The sequence below is a fragment of the Enorma timonensis genome (assembly GCF_000321165.1).
Taxonomy (GTDB): domain Bacteria; phylum Actinomycetota; class Coriobacteriia; order Coriobacteriales; family Coriobacteriaceae; genus Enorma.
In genome coordinates, this window is record NZ_CAPF01000056.1 from 1 (window position 1) to 26,652 (window position 26,652).

Annotated in this window: 31 protein-coding genes and 3 tRNA genes; 5 read left to right on the forward strand and 29 right to left on the reverse strand. The window is 68.5% G+C overall.

Going from position 1 to position 26,652, the window contains the following annotated elements:
- From BN423_RS11795 to BN423_RS06560, 8 genes are all read right to left on the reverse strand, one after another.
- Positions 1-454: hypothetical protein (locus BN423_RS11795; protein WP_222859239.1), on the reverse strand; the 454-nt coding region annotated here is incomplete at its 3' end.
- A 103-nt stretch (positions 455-557) separates the two neighbouring features.
- Positions 558-917 carry a 50S ribosomal protein L20 gene (rplT, locus tag BN423_RS06530; RefSeq protein WP_019239457.1) on the reverse strand — a complete coding sequence of 120 codons (360 nt, stop codon included), beginning with the start codon at positions 915-917 and terminating at the stop codon, positions 558-560.
- A gap of 49 nt (positions 918-966) precedes the next feature.
- Complete coding sequence (gene rpmI, locus BN423_RS06535; RefSeq protein WP_019239458.1) at positions 967-1,158, reverse strand: 50S ribosomal protein L35; 192 nt, start codon at positions 1,156-1,158, stop codon at positions 967-969.
- 30 nt (positions 1,159-1,188) lie between these two features.
- Positions 1,189-1,788, reverse strand: coding sequence for a translation initiation factor IF-3 (gene infC, locus BN423_RS06540; RefSeq protein WP_157196236.1), 600 nt, complete (start codon positions 1,786-1,788; stop codon positions 1,189-1,191).
- A gap of 180 nt (positions 1,789-1,968) precedes the next feature.
- Positions 1,969-2,055, reverse strand: a tRNA-Leu gene (locus BN423_RS06545).
- 154 nt (positions 2,056-2,209) lie between these two features.
- Entirely contained in the window at positions 2,210-2,416 is a 207-nt protein-coding gene (locus BN423_RS06550) for a hypothetical protein (protein WP_019239460.1), read from the reverse strand.
- 105 nt (positions 2,417-2,521) lie between these two features.
- Positions 2,522-2,608 (reverse strand) — tRNA-Leu (locus BN423_RS06555).
- Positions 2,609-2,762: 154 nt separating this feature from the next.
- Positions 2,763-3,047: a PTS sugar transporter subunit IIB gene (locus tag BN423_RS06560; protein WP_019239461.1), complete on the reverse strand. Its 285-nt coding sequence runs from the start codon at positions 3,045-3,047 to the stop codon at positions 2,763-2,765.
- Positions 3,048-3,225: 178 nt separating this feature from the next.
- Between BN423_RS06560 and BN423_RS06565 the strand changes: the two genes are divergently transcribed.
- A tRNA-Leu gene (locus BN423_RS06565) sits at positions 3,226-3,310 on the forward strand.
- Positions 3,311-3,349: 39 nt separating this feature from the next.
- Here the strand turns inward: BN423_RS06565 and BN423_RS06570 are convergent.
- From BN423_RS06570 to larB, 7 genes are all read right to left on the reverse strand, one after another.
- Positions 3,350-4,348: a Ppx/GppA phosphatase family protein gene (locus BN423_RS06570; protein WP_019239462.1), complete on the reverse strand. Its 999-nt coding sequence runs from the start codon at positions 4,346-4,348 to the stop codon at positions 3,350-3,352.
- 20 nt (positions 4,349-4,368) lie between these two features.
- Positions 4,369-5,022, reverse strand: a complete 654-nt coding sequence (locus BN423_RS06575) for a septum formation initiator family protein (RefSeq protein ID WP_232385524.1) — start codon at positions 5,020-5,022, stop codon at positions 4,369-4,371.
- 128 nt (positions 5,023-5,150) lie between these two features.
- Entirely contained in the window at positions 5,151-6,440 is a 1,290-nt protein-coding gene (gene eno / locus BN423_RS06580) for a phosphopyruvate hydratase (protein WP_019239464.1), read from the reverse strand.
- A gap of 223 nt (positions 6,441-6,663) precedes the next feature.
- The gene (gene mazG / locus BN423_RS06585) at positions 6,664-7,518 is read right to left on the reverse strand and encodes a nucleoside triphosphate pyrophosphohydrolase (protein ID WP_019239465.1); all 855 of its coding nucleotides are present in this window, start codon (positions 7,516-7,518) and stop codon (positions 6,664-6,666) included.
- 3 nt (positions 7,519-7,521) lie between these two features.
- The gene (gene yfcE / locus BN423_RS06590; RefSeq protein ID WP_019239466.1) at positions 7,522-8,091 is read right to left on the reverse strand and encodes a phosphodiesterase; all 570 of its coding nucleotides are present in this window, start codon (positions 8,089-8,091) and stop codon (positions 7,522-7,524) included.
- A gap of 335 nt (positions 8,092-8,426) precedes the next feature.
- Positions 8,427-9,863, reverse strand: a complete 1,437-nt coding sequence (gene larC / locus BN423_RS06595) for a nickel pincer cofactor biosynthesis protein LarC (RefSeq protein ID WP_019239467.1) — start codon at positions 9,861-9,863, stop codon at positions 8,427-8,429.
- A 53-nt stretch (positions 9,864-9,916) separates the two neighbouring features.
- Entirely contained in the window at positions 9,917-10,681 is a 765-nt protein-coding gene (larB, locus tag BN423_RS06600; protein ID WP_019239468.1) for a nickel pincer cofactor biosynthesis protein LarB, read from the reverse strand.
- 108 nt (positions 10,682-10,789) lie between these two features.
- On the opposite strand from larB, the gene BN423_RS06605 reads away from it, so the two are divergent.
- Positions 10,790-11,128, forward strand: a complete 339-nt coding sequence (locus BN423_RS06605) for a hypothetical protein (RefSeq protein ID WP_019239469.1) — start codon at positions 10,790-10,792, stop codon at positions 11,126-11,128.
- Positions 11,129-11,209: 81 nt separating this feature from the next.
- Here BN423_RS06605 and BN423_RS06610 read toward each other — a convergent pair whose 3' ends face one another.
- Positions 11,210-11,581, reverse strand: coding sequence for an arsenate reductase family protein (locus BN423_RS06610; RefSeq protein ID WP_019239470.1), 372 nt, complete (start codon positions 11,579-11,581; stop codon positions 11,210-11,212).
- Positions 11,582-11,644: 63 nt separating this feature from the next.
- Between BN423_RS06610 and BN423_RS06615 the strand changes: the two genes are divergently transcribed.
- On the forward strand, positions 11,645-12,577 hold the full coding sequence (locus BN423_RS06615) for a PHP domain-containing protein (protein WP_019239471.1): 933 nt from the start codon (positions 11,645-11,647) through the stop codon (positions 12,575-12,577).
- Between the two features lie 86 nt (positions 12,578-12,663).
- Here BN423_RS06615 and hisE read toward each other — a convergent pair whose 3' ends face one another.
- The 8 genes from hisE to hisD all read right to left on the reverse strand — a co-directional run bounded on the left by hisE (position 12,664) and on the right by hisD (position 19,046).
- Positions 12,664-12,981: a phosphoribosyl-ATP diphosphatase gene (gene hisE / locus BN423_RS06620; RefSeq protein WP_019239472.1), complete on the reverse strand. Its 318-nt coding sequence runs from the start codon at positions 12,979-12,981 to the stop codon at positions 12,664-12,666.
- 11 nt (positions 12,982-12,992) lie between these two features.
- Positions 12,993-13,310, reverse strand: coding sequence for a phosphoribosyl-AMP cyclohydrolase (hisI, locus tag BN423_RS06625; RefSeq protein WP_019239473.1), 318 nt, complete (start codon positions 13,308-13,310; stop codon positions 12,993-12,995).
- A 110-nt stretch (positions 13,311-13,420) separates the two neighbouring features.
- A complete protein-coding gene (gene hisF, locus BN423_RS06630; protein WP_019239474.1) occupies positions 13,421-14,206 on the reverse strand; it encodes an imidazole glycerol phosphate synthase subunit HisF in 786 nt (261 codons plus the stop codon).
- Positions 14,200-14,952, reverse strand: coding sequence for a 1-(5-phosphoribosyl)-5-[(5-phosphoribosylamino)methylideneamino]imidazole-4-carboxamide isomerase (locus tag BN423_RS06635; RefSeq protein ID WP_019239475.1), 753 nt, complete (start codon positions 14,950-14,952; stop codon positions 14,200-14,202). The genes hisF and BN423_RS06635 overlap by 7 nt, the downstream gene beginning before the upstream one ends.
- Positions 14,949-15,698: a glutamine amidotransferase-related protein gene (locus BN423_RS06640; RefSeq protein WP_019239476.1), complete on the reverse strand. Its 750-nt coding sequence runs from the start codon at positions 15,696-15,698 to the stop codon at positions 14,949-14,951. Before BN423_RS06640 ends, BN423_RS06635 begins: the two co-directional genes overlap by 4 nt.
- A gap of 96 nt (positions 15,699-15,794) precedes the next feature.
- A complete protein-coding gene (gene hisB, locus BN423_RS06645) occupies positions 15,795-16,490 on the reverse strand; it encodes an imidazoleglycerol-phosphate dehydratase HisB (RefSeq protein WP_019239477.1) in 696 nt (231 codons plus the stop codon).
- Entirely contained in the window at positions 16,487-17,602 is a 1,116-nt protein-coding gene (gene hisC, locus BN423_RS06650) for a histidinol-phosphate transaminase (RefSeq protein ID WP_019239478.1), read from the reverse strand. The genes hisB and hisC overlap by 4 nt, the downstream gene beginning before the upstream one ends.
- 1 nt (position 17,603) lies before the next feature.
- Complete coding sequence (gene hisD / locus BN423_RS06655; protein ID WP_019246987.1) at positions 17,604-19,046, reverse strand: histidinol dehydrogenase; 1,443 nt, start codon at positions 19,044-19,046, stop codon at positions 17,604-17,606.
- Between the two features lie 685 nt (positions 19,047-19,731).
- Here hisD and BN423_RS06660 point away from each other — a divergent pair.
- Both BN423_RS06660 and BN423_RS06665 read left to right on the forward strand, forming a co-directional pair.
- Entirely contained in the window at positions 19,732-20,694 is a 963-nt protein-coding gene (locus tag BN423_RS06660; RefSeq protein ID WP_019239480.1) for a nucleoside hydrolase, read from the forward strand.
- Between the two features lie 32 nt (positions 20,695-20,726).
- Complete coding sequence (locus BN423_RS06665) at positions 20,727-21,647, forward strand: ribokinase (RefSeq protein ID WP_019239481.1); 921 nt, start codon at positions 20,727-20,729, stop codon at positions 21,645-21,647.
- 9 nt (positions 21,648-21,656) lie between these two features.
- Here the strand turns inward: BN423_RS06665 and hisG are convergent, their stop codons facing one another.
- From hisG to BN423_RS06690, 5 genes are all read right to left on the reverse strand, one after another.
- Positions 21,657-23,354: an ATP phosphoribosyltransferase gene (hisG, locus tag BN423_RS06670; RefSeq protein WP_019239482.1), complete on the reverse strand. Its 1,698-nt coding sequence runs from the start codon at positions 23,352-23,354 to the stop codon at positions 21,657-21,659.
- 289 nt (positions 23,355-23,643) lie between these two features.
- Positions 23,644-24,477 carry a PTS system mannose/fructose/sorbose family transporter subunit IID gene (locus BN423_RS06675; protein ID WP_019239483.1) on the reverse strand — a complete coding sequence of 278 codons (834 nt, stop codon included), beginning with the start codon at positions 24,475-24,477 and terminating at the stop codon, positions 23,644-23,646.
- A 39-nt stretch (positions 24,478-24,516) separates the two neighbouring features.
- A complete protein-coding gene (locus BN423_RS06680; RefSeq protein ID WP_019239484.1) occupies positions 24,517-25,296 on the reverse strand; it encodes a PTS mannose/fructose/sorbose/N-acetylgalactosamine transporter subunit IIC in 780 nt (259 codons plus the stop codon).
- A gap of 13 nt (positions 25,297-25,309) precedes the next feature.
- A complete protein-coding gene (locus tag BN423_RS06685) occupies positions 25,310-25,783 on the reverse strand; it encodes a PTS sugar transporter subunit IIB (protein ID WP_019239485.1) in 474 nt (157 codons plus the stop codon).
- Positions 25,780-26,535, reverse strand: coding sequence for a BtpA/SgcQ family protein (locus BN423_RS06690; RefSeq protein WP_019239486.1), 756 nt, complete (start codon positions 26,533-26,535; stop codon positions 25,780-25,782). Before BN423_RS06690 ends, BN423_RS06685 begins: the two co-directional genes overlap by 4 nt.
- Between the last annotated feature and the right edge of the window lie 117 nt (positions 26,536-26,652).

The window sequence follows — 26,652 nt, forward strand, 5'->3', positions numbered from 1 at the left end:
TAAGGAGATATAATGCCAGAAATCCCGGCGGGCGCAAGCGGGGATGCCCGGCTACACATCTCCTACACAATTCAACAGTATCCCTGGAGTGCTCGGAGATGCTCCCCTGCATAGTATAACCGATGTTTTCCCAGCGTATAAGCCATGTTCGTTCAAGATCAGCTTGCACGCGCTTCTTCCAGTCCGTCATGTACTCCGTGCAAAACCCCACGCTTTGACGCTCCAAATTGCTCAAATCTTTTTTCTCATGGCTCTCTCCGCCCACGCGAACGGGCGACGCTCTTCGGCAATCATCTTTCATATAGCCTTCTATATAGATACGTACCTCATCTATAGATACGCGATCGTCGCCAGGGCCCTTTATAGCCGCTTCTGCCCATCGCCTAGGTTCAATTCTCTCTATTGATGCTTCGCTCCCGAGCGTGAACGCTCCTATATATGTGGGATAGAACACGCCTACTCCCATATACGAACGCGCGCCGGTATCCCAGGCGCGCGACATACAAAAAGGCGCCGGTCTCCCAGCGCCTTCTTCATTCAGGTTGTTCGCGAGGAACTTAGGCCTCGAGCGCCTTCTTGGCGATCGCGGCGAGCTCGTTGAAGCTCTCGATGTCCTCGTAGGCCATCTGCGCGAGCACCTTGCGGTCGAGCTCGATGCCGGCGACCTTGAGGCCGTGCATGAACTGCGAGTAGGAGATGTCGTTCATGCGGGCGGCGGCGTTGATGCGCTGGATCCAGAGGCTGCGGATCTCGCGCTTCTTGACGCGGCGATCGCGGTACTGGTACTGGAGCGAGTGCTGCACCTGCTCCTTGGCGTGCTTGTAGGTGCGGGAGGCAGCGCCGTAGTAGCCCTTGGCCTGCTTCAGGATGGTGCGATGGTGCTTACGGGCGTTGAGAGCGCGCTTCACACGTGCCATATCAGATCAACTCCTAGAGATTCGTGACTCGATGGGTGGGTATTCGACGTTACGCGAGACGCGAGATGACGGTCTTGCGGTCGGCGCTGGAAACCTCGCCCTCCTGGCGGAAGTTGCGCTTGCGCTTCGTGGTCTTCTTGGTGAGGATGTGGCTCTTGAATGCCTTCGCGCGCATGAGCTTGCCGGTACCGGTGGTGCGGAAGCGCTTCTTGGTGCCGCTGTGCGACTTCATCTTAGGCATGATCTCTCCTTATCGCGTGCCTGATAGAAACTAGTTCTCTTTGCTATCGCTCTTCTCGGGCTTCTCATCGAAAGCGCCCTTGATGGGAGCGAGGAGCATCAACATGTTGCGACCCTCGAGCTTGGGCTGCGACTCGACCGTGGCGTAGGGCTTCAGGTCCTCCGCGAGGCGCTCGAGCACGTTGAGACCCTGCTCGGGGTGGGCCATCTCGCGGCCACGGAACATGATCGTGACCTTCACGCGCGCGCCCTTCTTGAGGAAGCGCAGCACGTGGCCCTTCTTGGTCTCGTAGTCGCCCACGTCGATCTTCGGACGGAACTTCATCTCCTTGACCTCGACGCGGGACTGGTTCTTGCGCGCCTGCTTCGCCTTCATGGCCTGCTGGTACTTGAACTTGCCGTAGTCCATGACGCGGCAGACCGGAGGATCGGCGTTCGGGGCGATCTCGACGAGGTCGAGACCCTGCTCGTCAGCGACGCGCTGCGCATCACGGATGCCGAAGAGACCCAGCTGCGAGCCATCGACTCCGATCAGGCGGCACCGAGTCGCGGTGATCTCGTCGTTGATGCGCGTGTCATCGTGCTTAGCTATTTTCGGTTCCTCCTTAAAAAGATAAGAGCCCGGTGCCAAGACAGCGACCGGGCTCACAGAGCGAAGGTACGGCGATATGCCGACACGTCTTCTGTTGTGACCAGACAGCTGCTCAAGGCGCCGAAAGGTGGGGGCGGGTGCCCCGCTTTGGGCATCGCGACGCAATGCGGGTTGCATGATAGCACGAACGCGGCCGCTCCACGACATCGCCATGAAAGATGGTGCCCGAGGCGAGGGTCGAACTCGCACGCTGTTGCCAGCGCCAGATTTTGAGTCTGGTGCGTCTGCCAATTCCGCCACTCGGGCAGCTGTCTGCGCGACGCGATGCGACTATCAAGCCGTGCTATCGTACCACAAAATCGCACGGGGTCGGGGGCGTTTTATCGAACCGGCGCGGGGTGCGGGGCGCAGGGCACGCGGAGCGCCGGGGCTCCCTCGGTGGGCGAGACGCCGCCGGGCCCTAGCTGAGCCAGCGGTGATCCTGGTCGTCATCGTTGCGTACGATCGAGATCTTCACCTTCCCCAAGAGCACGAGCACCACGAGGATGACGAGCACGATGGGGATGAGCTTGAGCGCGCCGACGAAGAGCACGCCCAGGAAGGACAGGATGACCGAGATGATCGCCGACGCGATGAGCAGGATGATGAACAGGTAGAGACAGGACATTCGGGCACCTTTCGCTCGCTCGTGAACAGGATGCCCCTTCGGTGCGCTTTCGCTTAGGGGCATCGATATGAAAAAGGCTCCGAGACCGGAGCCTTCACGATTCTATGGTGCGGGCGAAAGGACTTGAACCTTCACGGGGTTGCCCCCATATGGACCTGAACCATACGCGTCTGCCAATTCCGCCACGCCCGCATGGAGTTCGGCACTTGCCGAAGCGCGGTTCATCTTACCCTAGCGGGCACGCCCGCGCAAGCCCCCTCGGGAAAAAAGCTGCCGGCGCAAGTAGCCGGGGCTGCGTATGAGGCCATGACGGCCGGGGTGCGGAGCTGGCACGCACTCGGCGCGCCTAGTCCGCGAGTGCCTCGAGCAGGGATCGCTCCGCCGCATCGCGGCCCACCCCGGTGAGGAACGGGACGCCGCTCACGTACGGGCAGACAAGACCGCTCGGCGCGACCGTCGTCGCCACGAGCACATCGGCGTCCGCGCACGCATCGGCCGCCTCCGAGATGGCGCACTGCACGATCTCATAGTCGCCCGCAAAACCACGCTCGTCGAGCAGGGCCGTGACCTTGCGCGCGACCGCCGTCGAGGTGGCGATGCCCGAGCCGCAGGCCAACACGATCTTCTTCATGGAGCTGCTCCTCTCCCCCGTGCAATGGGATGTCCGCGCGGGTACGTAGTCCCGCAGCGCACGGCAAGCATACCATGCGGGCGCGCGGCGGTGGCGCGACGCGGGGTGCGGCGATTCCGCCGTCTGCACGGCGCCGTGCAATGGAGCGCGGGCATCTTCTGCTAGACTATGCAGCCATGGGGGCGTGGCGGAATTGGCATACGCAGGAGACTTAAAATCTCTCGCCTTCGGGATTGTGGGTTCGAGTCCCACCGCCCCTACCACACCTTAGAAATGATAAAAACCAGCCTGTCTGGATTTTATCATGCAAGCGCGGGCGTCCAGCCCACCACGGGGGTCGTGCCACGCAGCGTCTCATCCACCGTCGCCACAACGCCCGCGAGTAGGCTGCTCTCGCTCACCGTGAGCGCGCGGTAGCCGCCGGAGCGCATGAGCTCGCGAATGATGACGCTCCCCGCGAGCATCATGGGCGCGCGCTTCGCCTGCATGCCCTTGAGCTGCATGATCTGCGCGACGGTGAGCCCCTGCATGCGCCCGAGCTGGCGCTCGACCGCATCGAGCGTGAGCTCGCGCAGATGCACGAAATCCGAATCATATGGCACGAGCTCGTGCTCCAGCGCGACGAGCGTGGTCACCGTGCCGCCCACCGAGATGAGGCGCGCGGGAAGCTCGCCCAGCCCCGACCAATAGGTCGCGAACTGGTCGTATGCCCAGCGCGCAGCGGCGTCGAGCTCGGACGCTTCCGGGGGATCGGCGGTGAAGAAGCGGTCGGTGAGGCGCCGGCAGCCGATGTTGAAGGAGTGCACGCGCTCGAGCTCGAGCGCCGCGGCATCCGGAAGATAGGAGCCCACGACGATCTCGGTCGAGCCGCCGCCGGGGTCGGCGACCGCGATGCGCTCACCGGGGAAGTCGTGCGCGACGCCGTAGAACGTGAGGCGCGCCTCGACCTCGCCGGGGATGACCTGCGGGATGAAACCGAGGGCTGCGAGCCTGTCCAGGAGCTCGTCCGCGTTCGACGCGTCGCGCGCCGCGCTCGTGAGGGTGACGCACGTCGCCGCGGCGCCGAACGCCCGCGCCTCCTCGGCGAACTGCGCGCACGCCGCCTCGACGCGCTCGATGGCCGCCGCGTCGAACGCGCCGGACGCATCCACGCCCCTGCCCATGTCGGTGATGATCGAATGCTTGGTCAGCTCGACGATGCGGCCGTCGCGCACGCGCGCGAGCGCCAGCCGCGACGAGACCGTCCCCAGATCGACGGCGGCGATGCGCACGCAATCGTCCATCCCCTGCTGGTCAGCCATGGATCCCTCCGTATCCGTCGTCACTCGCCCGTGGACGCGACCGTCTGCCCCTCGACGCCCTGGTAGAAGAACACGGCGTCGAGCAGCTTGATGTACCAGGGCGCGTCTTCCGCCGCCGCTTGCTCGGCCTGCTCGACCTCGGACGACGTGCCCGTCGCATCCTCTTCGTCGGTGTCCTCGGGGTCGATGCCCGTCACGGTGACCGCGTGCTCCCCGGGCAAGACGAGCCCCAGGTCCTCGCGGGCGATGTCCTCGATGCCCTCGGTGGAGAGCAGGTGGTCGACATCGTCCTCGAGCCCCTTGTTGTAGTCGTTTCTCACCTCGAGCTGGCGCTCGAGGATGTCGCCCGTTCGGTACGCCGCGTAGAGGTCGCGCACCGGGAAGTAGACGCTGATCGCGACCGCGAGGGCGATGAGCCCGTAGAACGCGTAGCGCGCAGGTCCGGTCGTGAACTGGTAGACCGCCTGCACGGCGCGGTTATCCGCCGCATAACGCATGAAGCCCGAGGTTCGGTGGCTTCCCCGGCGGGTCGCCCCGCTGCCCGCGCGCTCGCTGCCGCGGGCAGCGCCCCGGGTACCCGTCGCCGCGGCACGCTCGGAGGCCCGCCGCGAGGAGCGGTCGCCACCCTCCCGCGGGCGGGAGGCGGAGGGTCGGTTGTTGCGTTCGCTTGCCATGATGCGCCTTGTACGGTTGAGGTGTGTTTGCGCGATACCATAAGGGTACACCACGGCCGCGAGCTGCCTTCGCAGAATTTCCGGGCACACGCGAACATCGTACGCCCGCGCGTGCCCGGTACCTCACGCTACCGCTTGACGTTGAACGCCTTCCAGCCGGCGTATTCGGCCGAGGTGTAGAGTTCGTCCTCGATGCGTAGCAGCTGGTTGTACTTCGCCACGCGGTCGGAACGGCAGGGCGCGCCCGCCTTGATCTGGCCGGCGTTCGTCGCCACGGCGATGTCCGCGATGGTCGCGTCCTCCGTCTCGCCCGAGCGATGGCTCACGATGCACGCGTACCCGGAGCGCTTCGCCAGCTCGATGGCCTCGAGCGCCTCGGTGAGCGACCCAATCTGGTTCACCTTGACGAGGATGGCGTTCGCGGCGCCCAACTCGATGCCCTTCTTCAGGCGCTCGGTGTTCGTGACGAAGAGGTCGTCGCCCACGAGCTGCACGCGGTCGCCCAGGCGCTCCGTGAGCTTCACCCAGCCGTCCCAGTCCTCCTCGGCGAGGCCGTCCTCGATGGAGATGATGGGGTAGGTGTCGACGAGCTTCTCCCAGTAATCGATCATCTCGTCGGTCGTGAGCTCGCGACCCTCGCCCTTGAGCGCGTACACGCCGCGCGCGGCATCGTAGAGCTCCGTGGTGGCGGGATCCATCGCGATCATGAAATCGCTTCCCGGCGTATAGCCGGCGGCCTCGACGGCGCGCATGATGTAGCGCAGCGGCTCCTCGTTCGTCGCCAGGTCCGGCGCGAAGCCGCCCTCGTCGCCCACGCCCGTGCTATGGCCGTCCTCCTTGAGCAGGGACTTGAGGGTGTGGTAGACCTCGGCGCACCAGCGCAGCGCCTCGGCGAAGGTGGGCGCGCCCACCGGCATAATCATGAACTCCTGGAAGTCGACGTTGTTGTCGGCGTGCACGCCGCCGTTCAGGATGTTCATCATGGGCACGGGCAGGACATGGGCGTTGACGCCGCCCAGGTAGCTGTAGAGCTCGAGGCCGGAGGACTGCGCCGCCGCACGCGCCGTGGCGAGCGACACGCCCAGGATGGCGTTCGCGCCGAGGCTGCCCTTATCGGACGTGCCGTCCACCGCGATGAGCGCGGCGTCGAGCGCGCGCTGGTCGCAGGCGTCCATGCCGATGACCGCCTCCGCGCACTCCTTGTTCACGTGGTCCACGGCGTGCTTCACGCCCTTGCCCTGGTAGCGCTGGGCGTCGCCGTCGCGGAGCTCGACCGCTTCGAACGCGCCCGTCGAGGCGCCGGACGGCACCATGGCACGGCCGAACGCGCCGTCGTCGAGCGTCACCTCCACCTCGACCGTAGGGTTACCGCGTGAATCGAGCACCTCGCGACCGTAGACATCGATGATCTCACTCATGGGGACTCCTCCCATTCGAATGTTGGCGGCCACAGCATGCGGGCGCGGCGGAATGCCCGCCTGCGGCCCGCGCGCCGGTTAGCCGTTGCTAACTCAAAGGAGTATGCCCATTTCGCCCCGGCCGTAACACGGGGAAGATGGAGAATCGGAGGTGGCGGCTTGCCAAACGCGCCACACGCCCCACCCAGGCACCGGTGATAAAAAGGTGTCTGACACCAGATTATCACTCGGCGGCTTTGACCTCGTCCCAGAGGCGGTTGAGTTCCTCGGTGGAAAGCGCCTCGACCGTGGTGCCGCGCTCGTAGGCGAGCTCCTCGACCGCCTCCCACCGCGCGCGGAACTTCATGGTGCTCGCGCGCAGGGCGCTCTCGGCGTCGATGCCCTCGCGCCGCGCGACGTTCACGAGCGCGAACAGCATGTCACCGAACTCCATCTCGCGCTCCGCGCTGCCCGGCTCCTCGCGCTCGAACTCGGCGCGCTCGGACGCCACCTGCGCCCACACATCCTCGACCGTCTCCCACTCGAAGCCCACGGCAGCGGCCTTGCGCGAGACCTTCTGCGCCTGCATGAGCGCGGGCAACGCGCGGGGCACGCCGTCGAGGAGCCCCTTCGGACGCGCCGCGCCCGCTGCAGCCGCCTCGGCATCCCCCTGCGCCTTCTCGGCAAGCTTCATCTCGTCCCAGATGCCGAGCACCTCATCGGCGTCCTGGGCACCGGCATGCTCGCCGAACACGTGCGGATGCCGGCGCACGAGCTTCTCATCGAGGCCGCGCACCACGTCATCGATGGTGAAGGCGCCCTCGTCCGCCGCGATCTGCGCGTGGAGCATGACCTGCATGAGCACGTCCCCCAGCTCCTCGCACAGGTGCACGTCGTCTTCCTCCTCGATGCAATCGACCGCTTCGTAGGCCTCCTCGACCATGTTCTTCGCGATGGAGGCATGCGTCTGCTCGCGGTCCCACGGGCAGCCGTCCGGCTGGCGCAGCCGCCAGATGGTCTCGGTAAGCGCGTCGAAGGCGTCGCGGGCATCGGCGCGCGTCGAGCGGTCGCGGCGCTGGGGCGCTTCGGTTTCCGACATGGCTTACGCCTCCTCGAGCACGACGTGGCGGAACGCCTCGGCAAGGGGCTTGCCGCTCTCGTAGATGCCGAAGCTGTGGGAGCCGTCCTTGGGGATGCCCACGCTGCCGGGGTTGAACGCCCAGATGTCGGGACGCGCGGGCACGGGCTCGTTCACCTTCACATGCGTGTGGCCGTACACGAGAGCGGAATCCGCGGGCAGGGCGGGCAGGTTGTCGACGCTGTTCTGGAAGCCCGCGCCGAAGATGTGCCCGTGCGTGAAGAAGAGCGTGCGCCCCGCATCGTCCACGAGCTGCGCGTAATCGCCCATGCAGGGGAAGTCGAGTACCATCTGGTCCACCTCGGCCTCGCAGTTGCCGCGCACGGCGATGAGCGCACCCTCCTGGGCAAGGCCGTTCAGCAGCGGGATGACGCGCTTGGGATCGTAGTCACGGGGCAGGTCGTTGCGCGGGCCGTGGTACAGCAGGTCGCCGAGGAGCACGATGCGGTCGGGCTGCTCGGCGTCGATCGCGCGGACGAGGAGCTCCGCCCAATACGCGGAGCCGTGGATATCGGATGCGATGATGATCTTCATGATGATGCCCTTTCTGCGCCGATTCGGGCGCGCGTCGCCTCTGGTTCGATTATGCCAGAGCGGGCGCGGGGCGCGCCGCGCGTCGTTTTTTGCTCTCTGAGATGAAAACGTGGTGGCCAAATTCAGATATGCACGATTGCCTTAGTCATGCGCCCCGCTTGCCCGCGTGGCTCGCACGTGAATCCTGGGCTTTCGTTGCTTGTTTGAGAAGATGCGCACTCCGAACAGCTTGATACGGCACCTTCGAAGGCTCTCAGGCGCGAACGAATCGTGCATATCTGAACTTCGCCACCATTTTTTGGGAAAGGCGGAGCGATTTTGCCCGCGGCGCGCGATTACCGCACGGGCAGTTGGGCGCGCACCGCCTCCATGACGGCTTGGAGCGGCAGACCGGTGCGGCGGGCGATGGCAGCGGCGTCCTCGTACTCGGGCGCCGTGCGGCGCGAACCATCCGGGAGGGTGACCTCCTTCACGCGCGCCGCGCCCCAAGGGGTTTGGACGGACACCTCCCTGCGCTCGAGCACCGAGCGGTCGCACGGCCAACGACGGATACCGATCGTCGTCGTCTCGGCAAAGATGATGCCCTCGAGGCACTCGACGTCATCCGGCAGGGCGATGACCTGCAGCTGCCAGGCCGGTCGCCCCTTCTTGGTGAACACGGGTACCCAGTGCACCTCGCGCGCGCCGGCCTCGCGCAGCCGATCCGCAGCATAGGCGAGCACCTCCCCCGAGGCGTCATCGATATCGCACTCGAGGCGGACGACCGCGCCGTGCGCGGCGGCATCGACCGTCGGCTCGCAGGGCGCGGCGGGAACGCGCCCGTCATCTGGCAGCTCCTCGATGATGAGGGCGCGCAGGATGCTCGGACGCTCGTAGGCGCGCTTGCCCGCGCCGAGGCCGACAGCGCGGACGCGGAAGCGCGCGGGCAGCTCGGGCTCGGCACCGAGGGCGGCGACGATCGCGGCTCCGGTCGGCGTCACGAGCTCGCCCTCCACCTCGCAGATGGAGAGCGGCAGGCCATGCCGCTCCGCGATGTTGAGCGTCGCGGGCACCGGCACGGGAATGATGCCGTGCTGGCAGCGGATGGTGCCGCGCCCGTCCACGAGCACCGGGACGATGGCGCGGTCGATGTCGAGGTCGTCGAGGGCGACGGCCACGGCGACGATGTCGACGATGGAGTCGACGGCGCCGACCTCGTGGAAATGCACCTCATCAAGGGCGACGCCATGGGCCTTCGCCTCGGCGTGGGCGAGGATGTCGACCATGCGGTGCGCGAGGTCGCGGGCGCGGGGCGTGAGGGCGCCCGCGTCGATGATCGCGTCGAGATCGGCCGGCCCGCGATGGACGTGAGGATGGGCGTGGCTATGCGTGTGGTCACGTTGGTGGTCGTGGGGATGATCGTGGCCGGCACCAGGGTCGTGATGGTGGCCCTGGCCAGCGCCGTGATCGTGATGGTGATCGTGGCCTGCCCCGTGGTCGTGCTCATGACCATGCTCATGCCCGTGCACCGCAGCGTCCTCATGACCGTGCCCGTGCAGGTAGCCCATATCGTGGTCGTGGTTCTCGAGCCCCGGCGCCAGCACCACGTCGAAATCGCAGCAATCGAGCCCCGCCTTCGCGACGCGGCCGATGCGCACCTCGTAGCCGTCGAGCGGCAGGCTCGCGAGCGCCGCGCGCATCACATCCTCGCGTGCACCGAGGTCGAGCAGGGCGGCGACCATCATGTCTCCGCTGATGCCGCAGGTGCAATCCAAATACAAGGTCTTTCCCATAATTCCCCCTCGAACGAAGCCCGCAGGTCGCGCCGGCCGACGCGATCGCGCGATCAGGACGCCTTCCCCGGCAGATGGTTGATGAGCGATGCCTGGTACGCCGCGCCGAAGCCGTTGTCGATGTTCACGACCGAGACCCCGCTCGCGCAGCTGTTCACCATCGCGAGAAGCGCCGTGAGGCCGCCGAGGTTCGCCCCGTACCCCACGCTCGTGGGCACGGCGATGACCGGGCAGGCGGCGAGCCCGGCGACGACGCTCGGCAGCGCCCCCTCCATGCCCGCGATGGCCACGATCACCTGGGCGCGTGCGATCTCGTCCGCATGGCGCAGGAGCCGATGGATCCCGGCCACGCCGGCGTCGCGCACGCAGCGCACGCGGTTGCCCAGAAAGCGCGCCGTGAGCTCCGCCTCGGCCGCGACCGCACCGTCGCTCGTGCCGGCGGTGATGATGAGGATCTCGCCGTTGCCGTCGGGCTCGGGCAGCTCGCCCGCCACGGCGGCGCGCGCCTCGGCATGATAGGCCAGCGCACAGCCGAGCGCCTCGAGCGCGCGGTGCTTCTCGGCGTCGAGGCGCGTTACCAGGATGCGCTCCTGCCCGGAGGCGCGCATCGCCCGGACGATCCCGGCGATCTCCTCGGGGCGCTTGCCCTCGCCGTAGACGACCTCGGACACGCCCGTACGCAGGCCGCGGGCCACATCGACCTGGGCGTAGCCGACGTCGGCCACGGCATCGAGCCGCACGCGCTCGGCGAGCTCATGGGCGGACAGCTCGCCCGCCGCCACCGCGCGCGCGAGCGCTTCCAGATCTGATGCATCCATGGTGTTCCCTCCTCGCTTACGGCATCCTATGGTAGCAGCTCGCCTATAATCTGGTACCAACCAACGGCTCGCCGCGCGGCGGCGGGCACGACCTTCCAAGGAGCTCCCATGAGCACGCATGATGAACTCGATACCCAGCGCGACGACTTCGAAGACGAGACTGGCGGCGAGCCCCGCGGCACGGGCGCCGCGCTGCCCATCGCCTGCCTCGTGCTCTGCGTCGTCGGCGCGCTGATCGGCTACTACCTCCTCTGGATCGCCGGGGCGATCATGCTCTTCGCGAGCATCGTCTACGGCGTCCTGGCGCTCCGCCGCCATGCCCCGTACCGCTGGATGGCGATCGCGGGCATCGTGCTCAGCGTCATCGCGCTCATCTTCGCGGCAGCGGTCATCAGCGTCATCTTCTTCCAGGCGCAGCAGATGAACGAGCTGCTCGCGGCCGCGTAGGCACGCCGCGCGGCGAAACATGATAAAACCCAGACAGGCTGGTTTTTATCATGCGTGCACCCCGCGCGTGGGCAGGAGCGCCTAGAGGAGCGCCGCCTCCCATGCAGCCTCTTTGAACCCCACGAGCACGGTGTCGCCCGCGACGACGATGGGGCGCTTCACGAGCATGCCGTCCGTGGCGAGCAGCGCGCGGGCGTCGTCCTCCGCCATGCCCGCATCGAGCATGGCCTTCACGCCGAGCTCGCGGTACTTCATGCCGCTCGTGTTGAAGAAGCGGCGGAGCGGCAGGCCGGAGCGCGCCTGCCAGTCCGCGATCTCATCTGCCGTGGGGTTGTCCTCGACGATATGGCGGTCCGTGTACGCGATACCGTGGTCGTCGAGCCAGCGCTTCGCCTTCTTGCAGGTGGAGCAGGGCGGGTACTCGATGAACAGGACGGGCTCGGATGCGGCCATGGTTCCTCCTCTGGCGTGGTACGCTAGCAGTCGGTATGAGATTACCACGCCGAGGGAGGAACCATGGCCGCCTTGCACATCAAGCCCTTCGATTGCCATACGCACACGCGGTTCTCCGACGGCGCGTCGACGTTCGCGGAGAATGTCCGCGCGGCTGCCGCGAAGGGGTGCCGTGTGCTCGTCTCGACCGACCACCTCACCCTGCCGGCGAGCATGGATCCCACGAGCGCCTGCCCGGTAGCCGAGGCCGACCTGCCCGCGCACCGGCGTGCGTTCGAGGCCGCGCGCGAGCTCGCGCACGAGATCGCCCCGGGGCTGGAGCTCGTCTACGGCTTCGAATGCGACTGGTACGAGGGCTGCGAGCCCTTCGTGGAGCAGTGGAGCGCCGGCGCGGTGGTGCGGCTCGGGAGCGTGCATTGGATCGGCGACCCCGGCGACATCGCGGCGGGCGCAGCGCGGCGGCGCGCGGACGGCCAGGGCTGGGAGGATGTCGCCGCGGCGGCGAGTGCGCCGGGCAGCGGCTGCGGGGCGATCGACGACCCCGACGACATGCATGTCTGGCGCGAGCTCGGCCCGGACGAGGTCTGGCGGCGCTACGCGCGCACCTGGTGCCGCGCCTGCGAGAGCCCGCTCGCTTTCGACGTGATGGCCCACCCCGACCTCGCGATGCGTTTCTCGAAGGAGGGCTGGGCGCCGACGATCGACCTCGCGCCGCTCTGGGATGAGATGGTCACCTGCGCACGCGATACGGGACGGCGCGTCGAGCTCTCGACGGCGGCGCTCCGCAAGGGCATCGGCGACTACTACCCCGCCCAAGGCCTGCTCGAGCGCTTCGCGCGGGCGGGCGTGCCCCTCGCCATGGGGTCGGACGCGCACCGGGCGGAGGATGTCTGCTGGGGGTTCGAGGATGCCGTCGCGCACGCCTACGCCGCCGGGTACCGCAGCGTGGACATGCCGCACGCGGACGGCAGCTGGGAGACGATCGAGCTCGCGTAGAGCCTGGGCGCGGGGGTCTCGTCACGCGGTCTCACCGCTGAGGGCGCCAGGGCTGCCGGCGCACGGCACCACGCCAGGCGCCGCGCTCAGTGCCGGCGCGCGTCGAGCTCGCCCGCGAGCTCCTCGAGGGTGATGCCGTAGCGCTCGAGCACCACGAGCAGGTGGTAGACGAGGTCGCCCGCCTCGTAGCGGATATGGTCGTGGTCGTGGTCCTTCGCCGCCATGACCACCTCGCACGCCTCCTCCACGACCTTCTTGAGCAGGCTGTCCTCCTTGCCGGTGAGCAGGCGCGCCGTGTAGCTCTCCTCCGGCGACGCCGTGCGCCTATCGTGGATGACCGCCGCGAGCCCGGTAATCGTCGCGCCGATGTCCCCGTCGTGCACGTTCGCGGTTCTCTCGCCCATATGCCCCTCCCCTAGTCCAGCCGATTGAAGAAACAGCTACGCGCTCCCGTGTGGCACGCCGGGCCGGGGGAGTCCACCTTCACGAGCAGCGTGTCGCCGTCGCAGTCCGCCCAGAGCTCGCGCACCTGCTGCATGTTCCCGCTCGTGGCGCCCTTGTTCCACAGCTCACGGCGGCTGCGGCTCCAGAACCAGGTCGTGCCCGTCTCGAGCGTGAGCGCGAGCGATTCGGCGTTCATCCACGCGACCATGAGCACCTCGCCGGTGTCCCACTGCTGCACCACGCACGGGATGAGCCCGTGCGCATCGAACTTCAAGCTGTCTACCTGCATCGATTCTCCCCTATCGCTCATCTCTCGCCCATCTGGATCGGGGCGCGGCGCGCCGTCTCCGCCGGTGATAAAAAGGTGACTGACACCAAATTATCACTGGCACCGAATGATCACGTGAAGTCGAGGCGGACGGGGATGCCCTGCGCCGCCATGTACTCCTTCACCTCGCGGATGGAGAACGTGCCGAAATGGAACACGCTCGCCGCGAGCACCGCATCGGCCTCGCCCTCGATGATGCCCTCGGCGAAATGCTCGAGCGTGCCCACGCCGCCCGACGCGATGACCGGGATGGGCACCGCGCGCGCCACGGCTCGGGTGAGCGCGAGGTCGAAGCCCTCCTTCGTGCCGTCGCGGTCCATGCTCGTGAGCAAGATCTCGCCCGCGCCGCGCCGCGCCGCCTCCTCGGCCCACGCGACGGCGTCGATCCCCGTGGGCGTGCGGCCGCCGGCGACGTAGACCTCCCAGCGATCTGCCCCGGGGGCGCCGGGCACACCCACGCGCTTCGCGTCGATCGCGCAGATCACTGCCTGGCTGCCGAACGCGCGCGCCGCCTGCGAGATGAGCGAGGGGTCGCGCACGGCCGCGGAGTTAAGCGAGACCTTGTCCGCCCCCGCCGCGACCATCTGCCGCATCCCCGCGAGGTCGCGGAAGCCGCCGCCCACGGTATAGGGTATGGAGAGCTCGCCCGCGGCGCGCGCAGCCATGTCGATCGTCGTGGCGCGGTCATCGCTCGTCGCGGTGATGTCGAGGAAGACGACCTCGTCCGCGCCCGCGCGGTCATAGGCCGCGGCGAGCTCCACGGGGTCGCCCGCGTCGCGCAGGGCCACGAAGTTCACACCCTTCACGACGCGCCCGTCCTTCACATCGAGGCAGGGTATCACGCGCTTGGTCAGCATGCGGCACCCCCTTCCCGGGCGGCGTCGAGCGCCTCGCCCACCGTGAAGACGCCCTCGTAGAGGGCGCGCCCGGTGATGGCGCCCTCGATGACGCCGTCGCCGAGGGCCGCGAGCGCGCGGATATCGTCGAGCGAGGAGATGCCGCCGGACGCGACCACCGGGAAGCCGGCGATGCGCGCGACCCGGCGGTACGCCTCCGCGTCGATGCCCGTGCGCATGCCGTCGCGCGCGATGTCGGTGAACACGAGGTGCTTGAAGCCGAGGCCGGCGAGCTCGCCCACCACGTCCTCGACCGAGCGCGCGGCGCCCTCGCGCCAGCCGTTGACGCGCACCTCGCCCGCGCGCGCCGCGACGTCGGCTACGAGCAGGTCGCCGAACGCCTGCGCGGCGACCTCGGCGAAGCCCGGCTCGCGCACGAGCACGGTGCCGAGCGCGATGCGCTTCGCGCCGAGCGCGGCGAGCTCGTCGATGCGCGCGAGCGAGCGCACGCCGCCGCCGATGTCGACGGACAGGCCCTCGATGGAGCAGATGGCGCTGATGGCCTCGGTGTTCGCCGCGCGCGCCGCCTCGTCCTCCTCGAGCGCCGCCGAGAGATCCACCACATGGACCCACGTCGCGCCGGCCTCGGCGAAGGCGCGCGCCTGGGCCGCGGGATCATCCGAATACACCTTCATGTGGGCGCGGTCGCCGCGCTCCAAGCGCACGACCTTGCCCGCCACGAGGTCGATGGCGGGAAAGAGGATCATGCCCGCCCCTCCTTTCGCGCGGTGACGATGCGAACGAAGTTGCGCAGGATCTCGAGGCCGTGCGCCGAGGATTTCTCGGGGTGGAACTGGCAACCGAAGATGTTGCCGCGCCACACCACCGAGGCGAACGCGCGCGCGTAGAAGGTGCGCGCCGCGACGTCGTCCTCGGAAACGTCCCCGTCGAGCGCATAGGAATGGGTGAAGTAAAGGTTCGCCCCCTCGGCGAACCCCGAGAGCAGCGGGCACGTGCGGCCCGCGGGCGCGAGGTGCACCTGGTCCCAGCCCACGTGCGGTACCTTGAGCCGGACGGACGGCAGCAGCGTGCACGACCCGGGCAGCACGCCCAGGCCGCGCACCCAGCGCCGGCCGTCCGCTTCGAACACCGCGGCGGGCGCGAGGCCGGAACCGGCGGCGTCGGGCGCGCTCACCAGGGGCGCGTCTTCGGGCACGCCCTCGTCCCCGCGCTCGAAGAGGAGCTGGAGCCCCAGGCAGATGCCCAGGAACGGCGTCCCCTCCCCGCCGGCGAGCGCCTCGATGACGGCCGCGTCCTGGCCGCTTGCATGCATGAAGTCGATGGCGTCGAAGAACGAACCCACGCCGGGGAGCACGATGCCGTCCGCCCGCCGGATGGCGGCGGGGTCGTCCGTCACGAGCGCCTCGGCACCCGCCCGGGCAAGCCCGCGCGCGACGCTCGACAGGTTCCCCTTGTGGTAGTCGATGACCGCTATCGTCGGAATACTCGCCACGCGCGGCTCCTCTCAAATCTTCCGTCCGGTACGGCGAAGGTGCACGGCACCATGCGACCGGGATGGGTTGGTTGGAACACGTCCCCAACCAACCCCCTACAGGCTGCCCTTGGTGGAGGGCACGCCGCGCACGCGCGCATCCTGCTCGCTGGCGAAGCGCATCGCGCGGCCGACGGCCTTGAACGCCGCCTCGATGATGTGGTGCGAGTTTTCGCCGGCGAGCTCGCGCACATGCAGCGTCACGCCCGCATCGCGCGCGAACGCGTAGAAGAACTCCACCGCGAGCTCCGTGTCGAAGTCGCCCACGCGCGGGGTGGGCAGCGGCAGGTCGCAGTAGGCCTGGCCGCGGCCGGAGATGTCGACCGCCGCCATGACGAGCGTCTCGTCCATGGGGATGGCAACGTCGGCGAACCGCTTGATGCGCTGCTTGTCGCCGAGCGCCTGGGCGAACGCCCGCCCCAGCACGATGCCCGTGTCCTCGACGGTGTGGTGCGCGTCGACCTCGGTGTCGCCGAGCGCCTCGACCTTGAGGTCGAAGAGGCCGTGGCGCGCGAAGGCGTTGAGCATGTGGTCGAAGAACGGCACGCCGGTCGTGATGTCACAGGCACCGTGCCCGTCGAGCGAGAGCGAGAGCGTGATGTCGGTCTCGCCCGTCACGCGCTGGACGGTCGCCGTGCGCGTGCTCGCCGAGAAGAGGTCGTCCAGGCCGGCGCTCGTGCGCGCGGCGCTCTCCGTCGCCGTGGCCGCCGACGTCGCGGCGAGGTCGCGGTGCTGCTTCTTGTAGATGGTCATGCGAGCTCCTCCTTCACGAGCGCGCCGAGGGCGGCGAGCACCTCGTCGTTCTCTGCGGGCGTACCGATGGTGATGCGCAGGCAGTCCGCGAGGCCGGGCGCCGCGCTGAAATCGCGCACCAAGATGGAATACTCGTCGCGCAGCCGCGTGCGGATGCGGCTCGCGCAGCCGGGCAGCCGCACGAGCAGGAAGTTGCCCGAGCTCGGCCAGACGCGCGCGCCCGCTGCAGTGCCGGCGAGCAGCTGCTCGATGCTCGTGTAGACGCGCTCGCGCTCGCGCTTGATCGTCGCGATGGCCTCGTCGAACGCCGCGCGCTCGCGCAGTGCCACGAGCGCGGCCGCCTGCGAGAGGACGTTCACGGAGTAGATCTGGCGCACGGCGGCGTAGACGTCGATGACATCCGGCGCGGCGATGATGTAGCCGCAGCGCACGCCCGCTTCCCCGAACGCCTTCGAGAACGTCCGGAGCACCACGAGGTTCGGGTGCTCGTCCAGAAGCGCGAGCGCGGAGGCGCCGGGTTCGGCGAACTTCATGTACGCCTCGTCCACCATCACGAGACCGGGGCAGGCATCGCAGAGCGCGGCGACGAGGTCGAGCGGCATGAGGTCGCCCGTGGGGTTGTTGGGCGAGGTCACGATCGCGAGGTTCGCCGCGCGCGCGGCCTCGACGAGCGCGGGACCGTCGGGCAGCATGGTCTCGGGGTCGCGGAACACCGTCGCGACCGAGGTCTGCAGCAGCTGCGCGAACTGCGCGTACTCGCTGAAATCGGGCGGGCAGGTGAGAACCGTGCGCCCGGCGCCGCCGAAGGCGAGCAGAAGGTTGAAGATCCCCTCGTCCCCGCCGTTGCACACGCAGACCTGCTCGCGCCGCACCCCGTGCCAGGCGGCGATCTCGTCGCGCAGCTCGTTCGACATCGCGTCCGGGTAGCGGTTGAGCGTGGCCTGCGCGAGCGCCTCATCGATATGCGCGCGCACCGCGGCCGGGATGCCGTAGGTGTTCTCGTTCGCCGAGAGGTTGATGCGCGTGGGCGAGAACATCGGGTCGTACGGCTCGGCGTCCACCAGGTGCGGCTGCACGAGTGCGCGCATGCGCTCGGATAACTCGATCATCATCCTATCGCTCCTCCCCTCGCACCGCCTGGTTCGGCGCGCCGGCGCCGCAGCCCGCAGCGATCACGGACGCGTCGTCGGCCGGCCAGGCGATGCCCGTCAGATCCTCGGAGGCGAGCGTGCCGGTGTCGACGGCGTCGGGCCCCTGAGCGAGCAGGCGGCGCCGCAGCCCCACCGAGAGCGCATGCGCCCACAAGCCCTCGCCCTCGGCGAGCTCCTGCGTGGCGGGCGCGTCGGCGAGCAGCCCCTCCGGTGTATAGCATACGACCGAGGAGCGCTTCTGGAAATCGGAGACGGACAGCGGGCTCGAGAAGCGCGCCGTGCCGCCCGTGGGGAGCGTGTGGTTGGGGCCGGCGACGTAATCGCCGAGGGGCTCGGAGCTCCACGCGCCCACGAAGATAGCGCCCGCGTTGCGGATGGAGCCGAGCAGGCCGAGGGCGTCGGCGCAATGGAGCTCGAGGTGCTCGGGCGCGATGGTGTTCACCGCGTCCACGGCGGCGGCGAGGTCGGCCGCCACCACGATGGTGCCCTCGTTGTCGAGCGAGGCGCGCGTGATGTCGGCGCGCGGGCTCTGGACGATGAGCGCCTCGATGGCCTCCTGCACGCGCCGTGCGAAGGCGGCGTCGCAGGTCACGAGATAGCAGGCAGCGAGCGGGTCGTGCTCGGCCTGCGCCATGAGGTCGGCGGCGACGATGGCGGGCTCGGCCGTGGCGTCGGCGAGCACGCACACCTCGGAGGGGCCGGCGATCATGTCGATGCCCACGTCGCCCGAGACGAGCTGCTTCGCGGCGGCCACGTACGCGTTGCCGGGACCGGTGATCACGTCGACGGGCGCTATGGATTCCGTGCCGTACGCGAGCGCGGCGATGGCCTGCGCACCGCCCACGGTGTAGATCTCGTCCACGCCGGCCACGGCCGCCGCGGCGAGCGTGTAGGGCGAGATGCCGCCCGTCGCCCCCGCCGCGTCGCGCTGCGGCGGCGTGACCATGACGATGCGCTCCACACCCGCGACCTTCGCGGGGATGACGTTCATGAGGACCGTGGAGGGGTACTGGGCGCGGCCGCCAGGGATGTACAGGCCGGCCGCCCGGACGGGCGTCACCTTCACGCCGAGGAGCGTGCCGTCTGCGCGCGTCGTGAACCACGACTGCTCGAGCTCGCGCGCGTGGAAGTCGCGGATCTGGCGCGCCGCCTTCTCGAGCGCCGCGCGGAACGGCTCGTCCACCGCATCGAGCGCGCCGTCGAGCACCTCCTGCGGCAGGCGCAGGCACCCGAGCTCGACACCGTCGAAGCGCTTGCTGTAGTCCCGCAGCGCCTCGTCGCCGCGGGCGCGCACGTCCGCCACGATGTCGCGGGCAGAGGCGACGACGGACTCCGGCAGCACGCCCTTGCGGATGAGCTGCGCGAGCTGGAGGCGCTCGCCGGGTTCGAGGACGATGGTCTTCATATGCGAATCTCCCGTCTGCGCGGCGCGGCGGATGCGCGGCGTCGGTGCAACCTGAAAGGGCGCACGGCGAGCCCGCGCGCCCTTGCTCATGATGTTCCGCCCAACTTTAGCATGCTAAAGCGTTCCGTACAAACGCTGCGCGCGGTCGGTTGCCTGCGTAACCGTCCTGCAACGCACGAGGTGAGTCATTGGGGACGGGTTCAATTGACTCACTGAGTCAATTGAACCCGTCCCCAATGACTCAAGAGCGTGGCCGAGCCATTTTTTTCATTGCGAGACCGAATTGTGGTGGTGGAATTCAGATATGCACGATTCAGGCTCGGGAAAGGTATCGCCGCGGCGCGCCGATGACGCGTGCGGCAGGATTGCAGCTGAGAAACCCCAGGATTCGGAAGGCCGGGCGACGCAAACCTCGTATGCGGCAACCCCCAGAGGCACCCTCCGGTCGTCTCAATCGTGCATATCTGAATTCCACCACCATTTTTCAGCGTCCGACATGAAAATCCCGTCCCGCATGCCCGGACGTTCAGCGCAATCGCACCCGCGCGCCCGCAGGATCCAACAACCAGGTCGAGCCTGAGTCAAACGAACCCGTCCCCATTGACTCACTGAGTCATTTGAACCCGTCCCCAATGACTCAGTGCTACCCTAGGGGTGACGGGAACGCCCTCGTAAGGAGGCTTACATGACGAAGCTCATCCTCGACCTCGACACCGGCATCGACGACACCCTCGCGCTCGCCTATGCGCTCGCCTCGCCCGAGGCGGAGCTCATCGGCGTCACGGGGACGTTCGGCAACGTGACCGTCGAGCAAGGCGTCGCGAACGACCTCGCCCTGCTCGAGCTCTTCGGCCGCTCGGAGGTTCCCGTCTTCGCGGGCATCGACCACCCGAGCTGGGCGGACGGCTTCGAGGTCATGCCCGAGAGCGCCCGCTTCCACGGGGCGAACGGGCTCGGCGGGGCGCTGGTGCCCGTCCGAGCGCGCAGCTCGGTGCAGGCGACGGGCGCGGTCGACTTCATCATCGACGCCGTGCGCACCCACACGCCAGACGAGCTCGTCATCGTCCCCACCGGCGCCTCGACGACCATCGCGGCCGCGCTCCAGGCAGCGCCTGACATCGCCCGCCGCATGCGCGTCGTGATGATGGGCGGTGCGCTCACGCAGCCCGGCAACGTCACCCCCTTCGCCGAGGCGAACGTCCTGCAGGATCCCGAGGCGACGAATGCCCTCTTCGCAGCCGGCACCGACCTAACGATGATCGGCCTCGATGTGACCACGCAGGTGAAGCTCACGCGCGCGCAGGCCGAGGAATTCCGTGCCACCGGCACGGCGACGGGCGCGTTTCTCTCCGACATGCTCGCCTACTACATCGACGTCACCGAGGAGGCGCATCCCACGGGCGTTCCGGGCTGCAACCTGCACGACCCGCTCGCGGTGGCGGCGGCGCTCGACCCCGGCCTCGTCGGCACCTTCGCCTGCGACCTCATGGTCGAGACCGAAGGCGCCGGCCGCGGGCGCACCATCGGCGACCCGGCGCGCGTCACCTGCCCGAGCGGCCGCTCGCGGATTGCGCTCACCGTCGATGCGGAGCGCTTCGTCGAGCGCTTCATGGAGCGCACGCTCGCGCTCGTGAGCCGCTGCGCGTAAAGCCACCCTCGACCACCGGGAAAGGAGACGCCATGAGCCGCGTCATCGTATTCGGAAGCCTGAACATGGACCTCTCCATCGCCTGCGACCGCCCGCCGCTCGCCGGCGAGACCATCATGGGCCGCGACCTCGTCATGGGGGCGGGCGGCAAGGGTGCCAACCAGGCCGTCGCCGCGGCGCGCCTCGGTGCCCGGACATGCATGATCGGCGCGGTGGGTGCCGACGCCTTCGGCCGCGAGCTCTCCGGCGGCCTCAGCTCGGACGGCATCGACACGACCGAGCTCGTGTGCGCGGATGCGGCACCGACCGGCATCGCGCTCATCGTGCGGAGCGAAGGCGACAACCGCATCATCGTGGAGCCCGGCGCGAACCACGTCCTCACCGCCGAGGACGCCTGCGCCGCGCTCGACCGCGCCGCGCAGCCCGGCGACATCTTCGTCACGCAGCTCGAATGCGCGCTCGACGCGACGCGGGCCGCCCTCGCGCATGCGCGCGACATGGGGCTCACCACCATCTTCAACCCCGCTCCGGCATGCCCGCTGCCGGATGATACCTGGGGATACGTCGATGTGCTCTGCTTGAACGAGACCGAGTGCGCCGCGTATACCGGCGTGCTTCCGGAAGATGGGGAAACCGTCGCGCAGGCGATGGAGGTGCTCGCGGGGCTCGGCGCGGGGAGCGTCGTCATCACGCGCGGCGCCGCCGGGTCGGACGTGCGGGACGCGCGCAGCGGTACCATCCACCACATCCCCGCTCGCACGGTCAAGGCGCTCGACACCACCGCCGCGGGCGACACCTACGTGGGCTCGCTCGCCGCGGCCCTCGCCGACGGGTGTGACCTGGCAGACGCGGCGCACCGCGCCACCGCGGCGGCGGCGCTTGCCGTGCAGGCCGCGGGCGCGCAGGCGTCCATCCCCACGCTCGCCCAGCTCGAAGCCGCGCTCGGCGCCTAAACCCGTCGCCTAGGCCAGCGAGCCGGCGGCTTCCTCGAGCCGCGCCGCGAGCGCGCGCACGCGGGGGTCGAGCCGGGCGCGGCCGGGATTTACGAAGAAGCGCGCCGTGCACTCCATGATCTCGCCGGTGATGACGAGGTCGTTCTCGCGCAGCGTGCGGCCCGTCGCCGTGATGTCCACGATGCGGTCGGTCATCCCGACGATGGGGCCGAGCTCGATGTTGCCGTGGAGCGTCACGATGTCCGCCGCGATGCCCCGCTGCTCGTACCAGGCGGCGGCGATGCGCGGGTACTTCGTGGCCACGCGCAAGCAACCGCGCCGCGCGTAGGCGCGCTCGGCCGCCCCGGCGCGGCCCGCGGGCTCCGCCTCGATGAAGCGGCACGCGCCGTAGCCCATGTCGATGAGCTCGAGCAGGTCGAGCCCCGCCTCGATGAGGGAGTCGCGGCCGCAGAAGCCGCAGTCCGCCCCGCCCGCCGACACGAACGCCGGGGCGTCGGTGGCGCGCACGATCACGAGCTCGATGTCGCCCACGGCGTCGTTCGCGCCGGCGCGCAGGTCGCGGGCGCGCACGATGAGGCGCCGCCCGGGATCGCGCAGCTCGGAGGCATCGAAGCCCGCCGCCTCGAGCGCGCGCACGGTACCCTCCTTGAGCGACCCCTTCGGGACCGCGACGCGCAGCGGCTCCTCTGCCGCCCGTGCCACCGCATGGTCCGCGTCGGCGCCGTGCGCATCGTCGTCCGCGAGGCGCGCCGCCTCGAGCCGCTCGAGCGAGAACGCGAAGCCCGCAGCGGGGACGTGCGGCGCGGCCGCCATGACGCCGTCGAGGGTCGCGTCGTAGCGTCCGCCCGAGCCCACCGGGTCGGAGAGGTTCCCCGCGTACACCTTGAACACGAGGCCGGTGTAGTAGTCGAACGAGTTCATGATGGAGAAGTCGAAGGAAAGCGAGCCCGCGGCCGCCTGCTCCGCGAACCGGGCCGCGAGGGCGCGGAGCTCGCGCGTCTGGGATCCCGCGACGCCCGCCGCAGCCATGAGCGCGTCCACGCGGTCGAGCGCCTCGACGCCCCCGTGGAGCCGCGGCAGCTCGGAGATGGCACGGCGCACGGGTTCGGGCAGGCCGCTCGCCGTGAGCTGCGCGTCGAGGTCGACGAAGTTGTTCGCGTGCACGAGCGCGAGCGCCTCGCGCGCGAAGCCCTCGTCGCCCGCGCGCGCGATGAGCTCCATGAAGGGGCGCACGCTGCTCGCCACGATATGCCACGAGGGCAGCTCGAGCGCCCGCAGGGCATCGATCACGAGCGCGAGCATCTCCGCGTCGCCCGCCTCGCCGCCCTCGCCGATGAGCTCGAAGCCCAGCTGCGTGAACTGGCGCGCCGCGCCCACGTTGCGCGGCTGGGAGCGCACGATGGGCGCCTCGTAACGCATACGCAGGGGCAGACGCGCGCCGCGCAGGCGCGTGGAGACGAGCCGCACGATGGGCAGGGTGTTGTCCGAGCGCACCACGAGCAGCCGCCCGTCGTCGTCGAAGAGCCGAAACGGCGTGTCCACGACGCGGCCGCGCGCACCGAGCGAGCCGGCGTCCTCCAGAAGCGGCGTCTCCACCGGCAGGTACCCATGCGCCTTGAAGCACGCCCGCACCGTGCCCGCGATCTCCTCGCGCGCGCCGGCCTCCTCGGGCAGGATGTCACGGAATCCCCACGGCGTCGTGTTCATGTGCTCGCCCCTCTTTCTGCGACCATTCGGCAGTCGCACTACTTTAGCACAGTGGAGTGCGCGCTGCGCGGAGACCGCGCGCATCGTCGGGAGGGCGCCCGCCTGGGCACCTCACTCCAGTTGTGTGTGCTGCTCACCGGGCCATCCCGCGCCATGCAAAAAGGGCGCCCGCGAAACCCCAGGTAAGCCCGGGGCGCGGGCGCCCTTTCACGCGGCGGCGCCAAACGATGCGCACACAACTGAATCGAGTTCCGTCAACGGCGGCTCGCGCGCGCTCCTTACGGCATCCTTACAGCAGCGAACCCACCCAGCACGCGGCGATGCACACCACGATGGTCGCGACGAGCACATAGGTGGTCTTGATCTTCTTGCCCATGATCCAGTACATGAAGCCGAAGACGGCAAGCTGCGGCAGGCACGGCATGATCATGTCGAAGTAGTCCGAGATGGGCTGGGCGAAGTCGCCCGTTCCCACCGTGATCATGGAGAGGTCGAGCGATACGTAGCTCGCCACCATCGCGCCGATGGCGGCCAGGCCCACCACGCTCACCGCGTAGGTGACCTTCTCCATGACGCCGCCCTTCGCGGCATCCGTGATGAACGTCGAGCCGTACTGGTAGCCGAGCTTGAGGCCGAACCAGCGGATGAGGAGGCCGGGGATGTTGAAGATGAGGAGCAGCAGGATGGCGCCGAGCGGGCTGCCCTGCTGGGCGAAGCCGATGGCGATGCCGGTGCCAATCACGCGGAGCGTGCCGGCGATGAGCGAGTCGCCGATACCGGCCAGAGGCCCCATGAGCGAGGTCTTGACGGCGGTGATGGCGGAGTCGTCGAAGTCGTCGTTGGCGGCGTTCTCCTCCTCCATGGCGGCATCGATGCCCATGAGCAGCGTGGACAGCTGCGGCGTGATAGCCATGAAGTCGAGCGAGCGGGCGTAGGCGCGCCGCTGCTTCTCGCTGCCGGGCTCGTAGACCTTCTCGATCACCGGCACGATGCCGAACGAATAGCCGATGTTCTGCTGCCGCTCGTAGTTCCACGAGCTATCGAGCATGCAGGAGCGCCAGAACACCCTGCGCAGGTCGCGGGCGGTGAGCTTGCGCTCGGGCGCGGTCGTAGGTTGGGACATGGCGAAAACCTCCTTCGGGTCTTCTACTCGGGAACGCGGTTAGAACTCGTTGTCGTCCACATCGGCCGCGGCCTGCGCGGGCGCGAAGAGGCCGGTGTTGAAGACGAGGACGGCGGCGATCACCGCGGCGACGGCGGTGACCCCTACGACGGAGAGCCCGCCGTAGGCCACGAGCAAAAAGCCCATGAACAGGAAGCACGCGAGCTTCTTGGACATGATCATGCGGGCGAGCATCGCGAAGCCGATGGCCGGGATGATGCCCATGGCGTAGTTGAGGCCGTCGGTGATGAACGCCGGGATGGCGTCGACGATGCCCTGGATGGCCTGGGTGCCCACGTAGAAGCCCGCGGCGCAGAGCGCGGAGGCCGAGACGACCTGGATGAGCACGAAGCCCCAGTGCATGAGGTCGATGCCGCGGCGGTTGCAGGCGAGCGCGTACTGGTCCGCCTTGCCGGCCATGATGGGGCCGACGACCGCCATGAGGAAGTTCGACCACATGGACATGAGCAGCGACACGGGCACGGCGATGGCCACGGCCTCCGCCACGTCGGCGCCCGCCGCGATGACGTAGGCGGTGCCGATCACGGAGCCGGAGGTCATGTCGGGCGGGTTGCTCGCGCCGATGGCCTGGGCACCCAGGTACACGAGCTCGAGCGTGGCGCCCACCTGGCAGCCGAGTGCCACGTCACCGAGTGCGAAGCCCGTGAGCGTGCCGAGCACGAGCGGGCGGTTGAGCAGCGCGCTGTTGAACACGCTGTTGCAGTATCCGAAGGCGGACACGAAGAAGATGAACACGGTTTGCATCATCAGGTTATCCATGGAACGCTCCTCCCTAACCGATGAGCTTCATGGCCTCGTCCGATTCGTCGGACGGGGTCATCTGGACGAACACGTGGACGCCGTCGTCCACCAGATCGCGGATGCGCGCGCACTCCTCATCCGAGACGAACACGGCCTTCGAGATCTGGCGCTTGCCGTCCTCCGGCTTCACGCCGCCGATGTTCACCTCGCGGATCTGGGGCACCGCGCGGCACAGGCGCCACACGTCCTCGATGCTCTCGGTGATGATGAACAGGTTGTACTTGTCGGTCACGCCGCTTATGAGCGCCTTGATGGAGTCGTCGACGCTCTTCATGACGAGCTTCGTGCCCTGGGGCTTGGCCATCTTGAGCACCGCCATGCGCAGCTCGTCTTTGGCCACGGCGTCGTTGGCGATGAGGATGCAGTCCGCCCCCACCGCCTTGATCCACGTGAACGCGACCTGGCCGTGCAGCAGTCGGTGGTCGACACGGGTCATCTTGATCATGCGCATTCCTCCCTCACGCGCCGGACGGCGTCCATGAACTCCCGCACGTGCGCCGCCGAGAGCTCGCCATCGTCGCGGTGCGTGTCCTTGAGATAGCTGCCCACCACGGCGCCGTCGGCGATCTTGAAGCTCTCCCGCAGGTTCTCCGGGGTGACGCCCGCCGCGACGATGAGCGGGAAGTCGCCGAGGCCCGCGCGGAAGGCGCGGATCTTGTCGAGCGACGTCTCCTGGCCGGTCGCGTCCTGCGTCACCGCCACCGCGTCGCAGCGGCCGCGCGCGATGGCGAGGTCCTCCTCGAGCGAGCGCTCTGAGAGCACGGGCTGGTACTTGAAGCGCACCCCGCCGAGGACGCAACCCGTATAACGGCTGCGGTAGAGCTCGAGGAACGCCGCGAGCGCCTCCTCGTCGCGCGGCTTCACGTGCCCCACCACGGAGTCGAGCTGCACGAACGCCGCGTCGAACTCCATCGCGAGCTCGAAGCCCATGGCGTCGATGTTGAGGCAGTTCACCCCGTAGACGATGTCCGGCTTCGTTTCCTGGATGTAGGCGAGCGCCCGTCGCATATCCCCGTAGGTGCCGAAATAGTCCTCGACGATGACGGCGTCCACGCCCTCGCGCACGTAGATGTCGAGCTCGCGCTTCATGCGATCGAAGACATCGTCTGGATCCGACCCCTTCAGATGGAGCATCGCCATCACGGGCTTTCGCTCGCGGAACAAAGAGAGGAACCTGCTCTTCTCCGCTTCCGGCATACCAACCACCCCCCGATTCTTCGGTCATGCGTACATATAAGTCATAACATAAGTTAATACAGGTTTAGGTATGAAATTCCCGAGCGCGCAACCTGTTACAGGCGAGCGGCAGGGCGC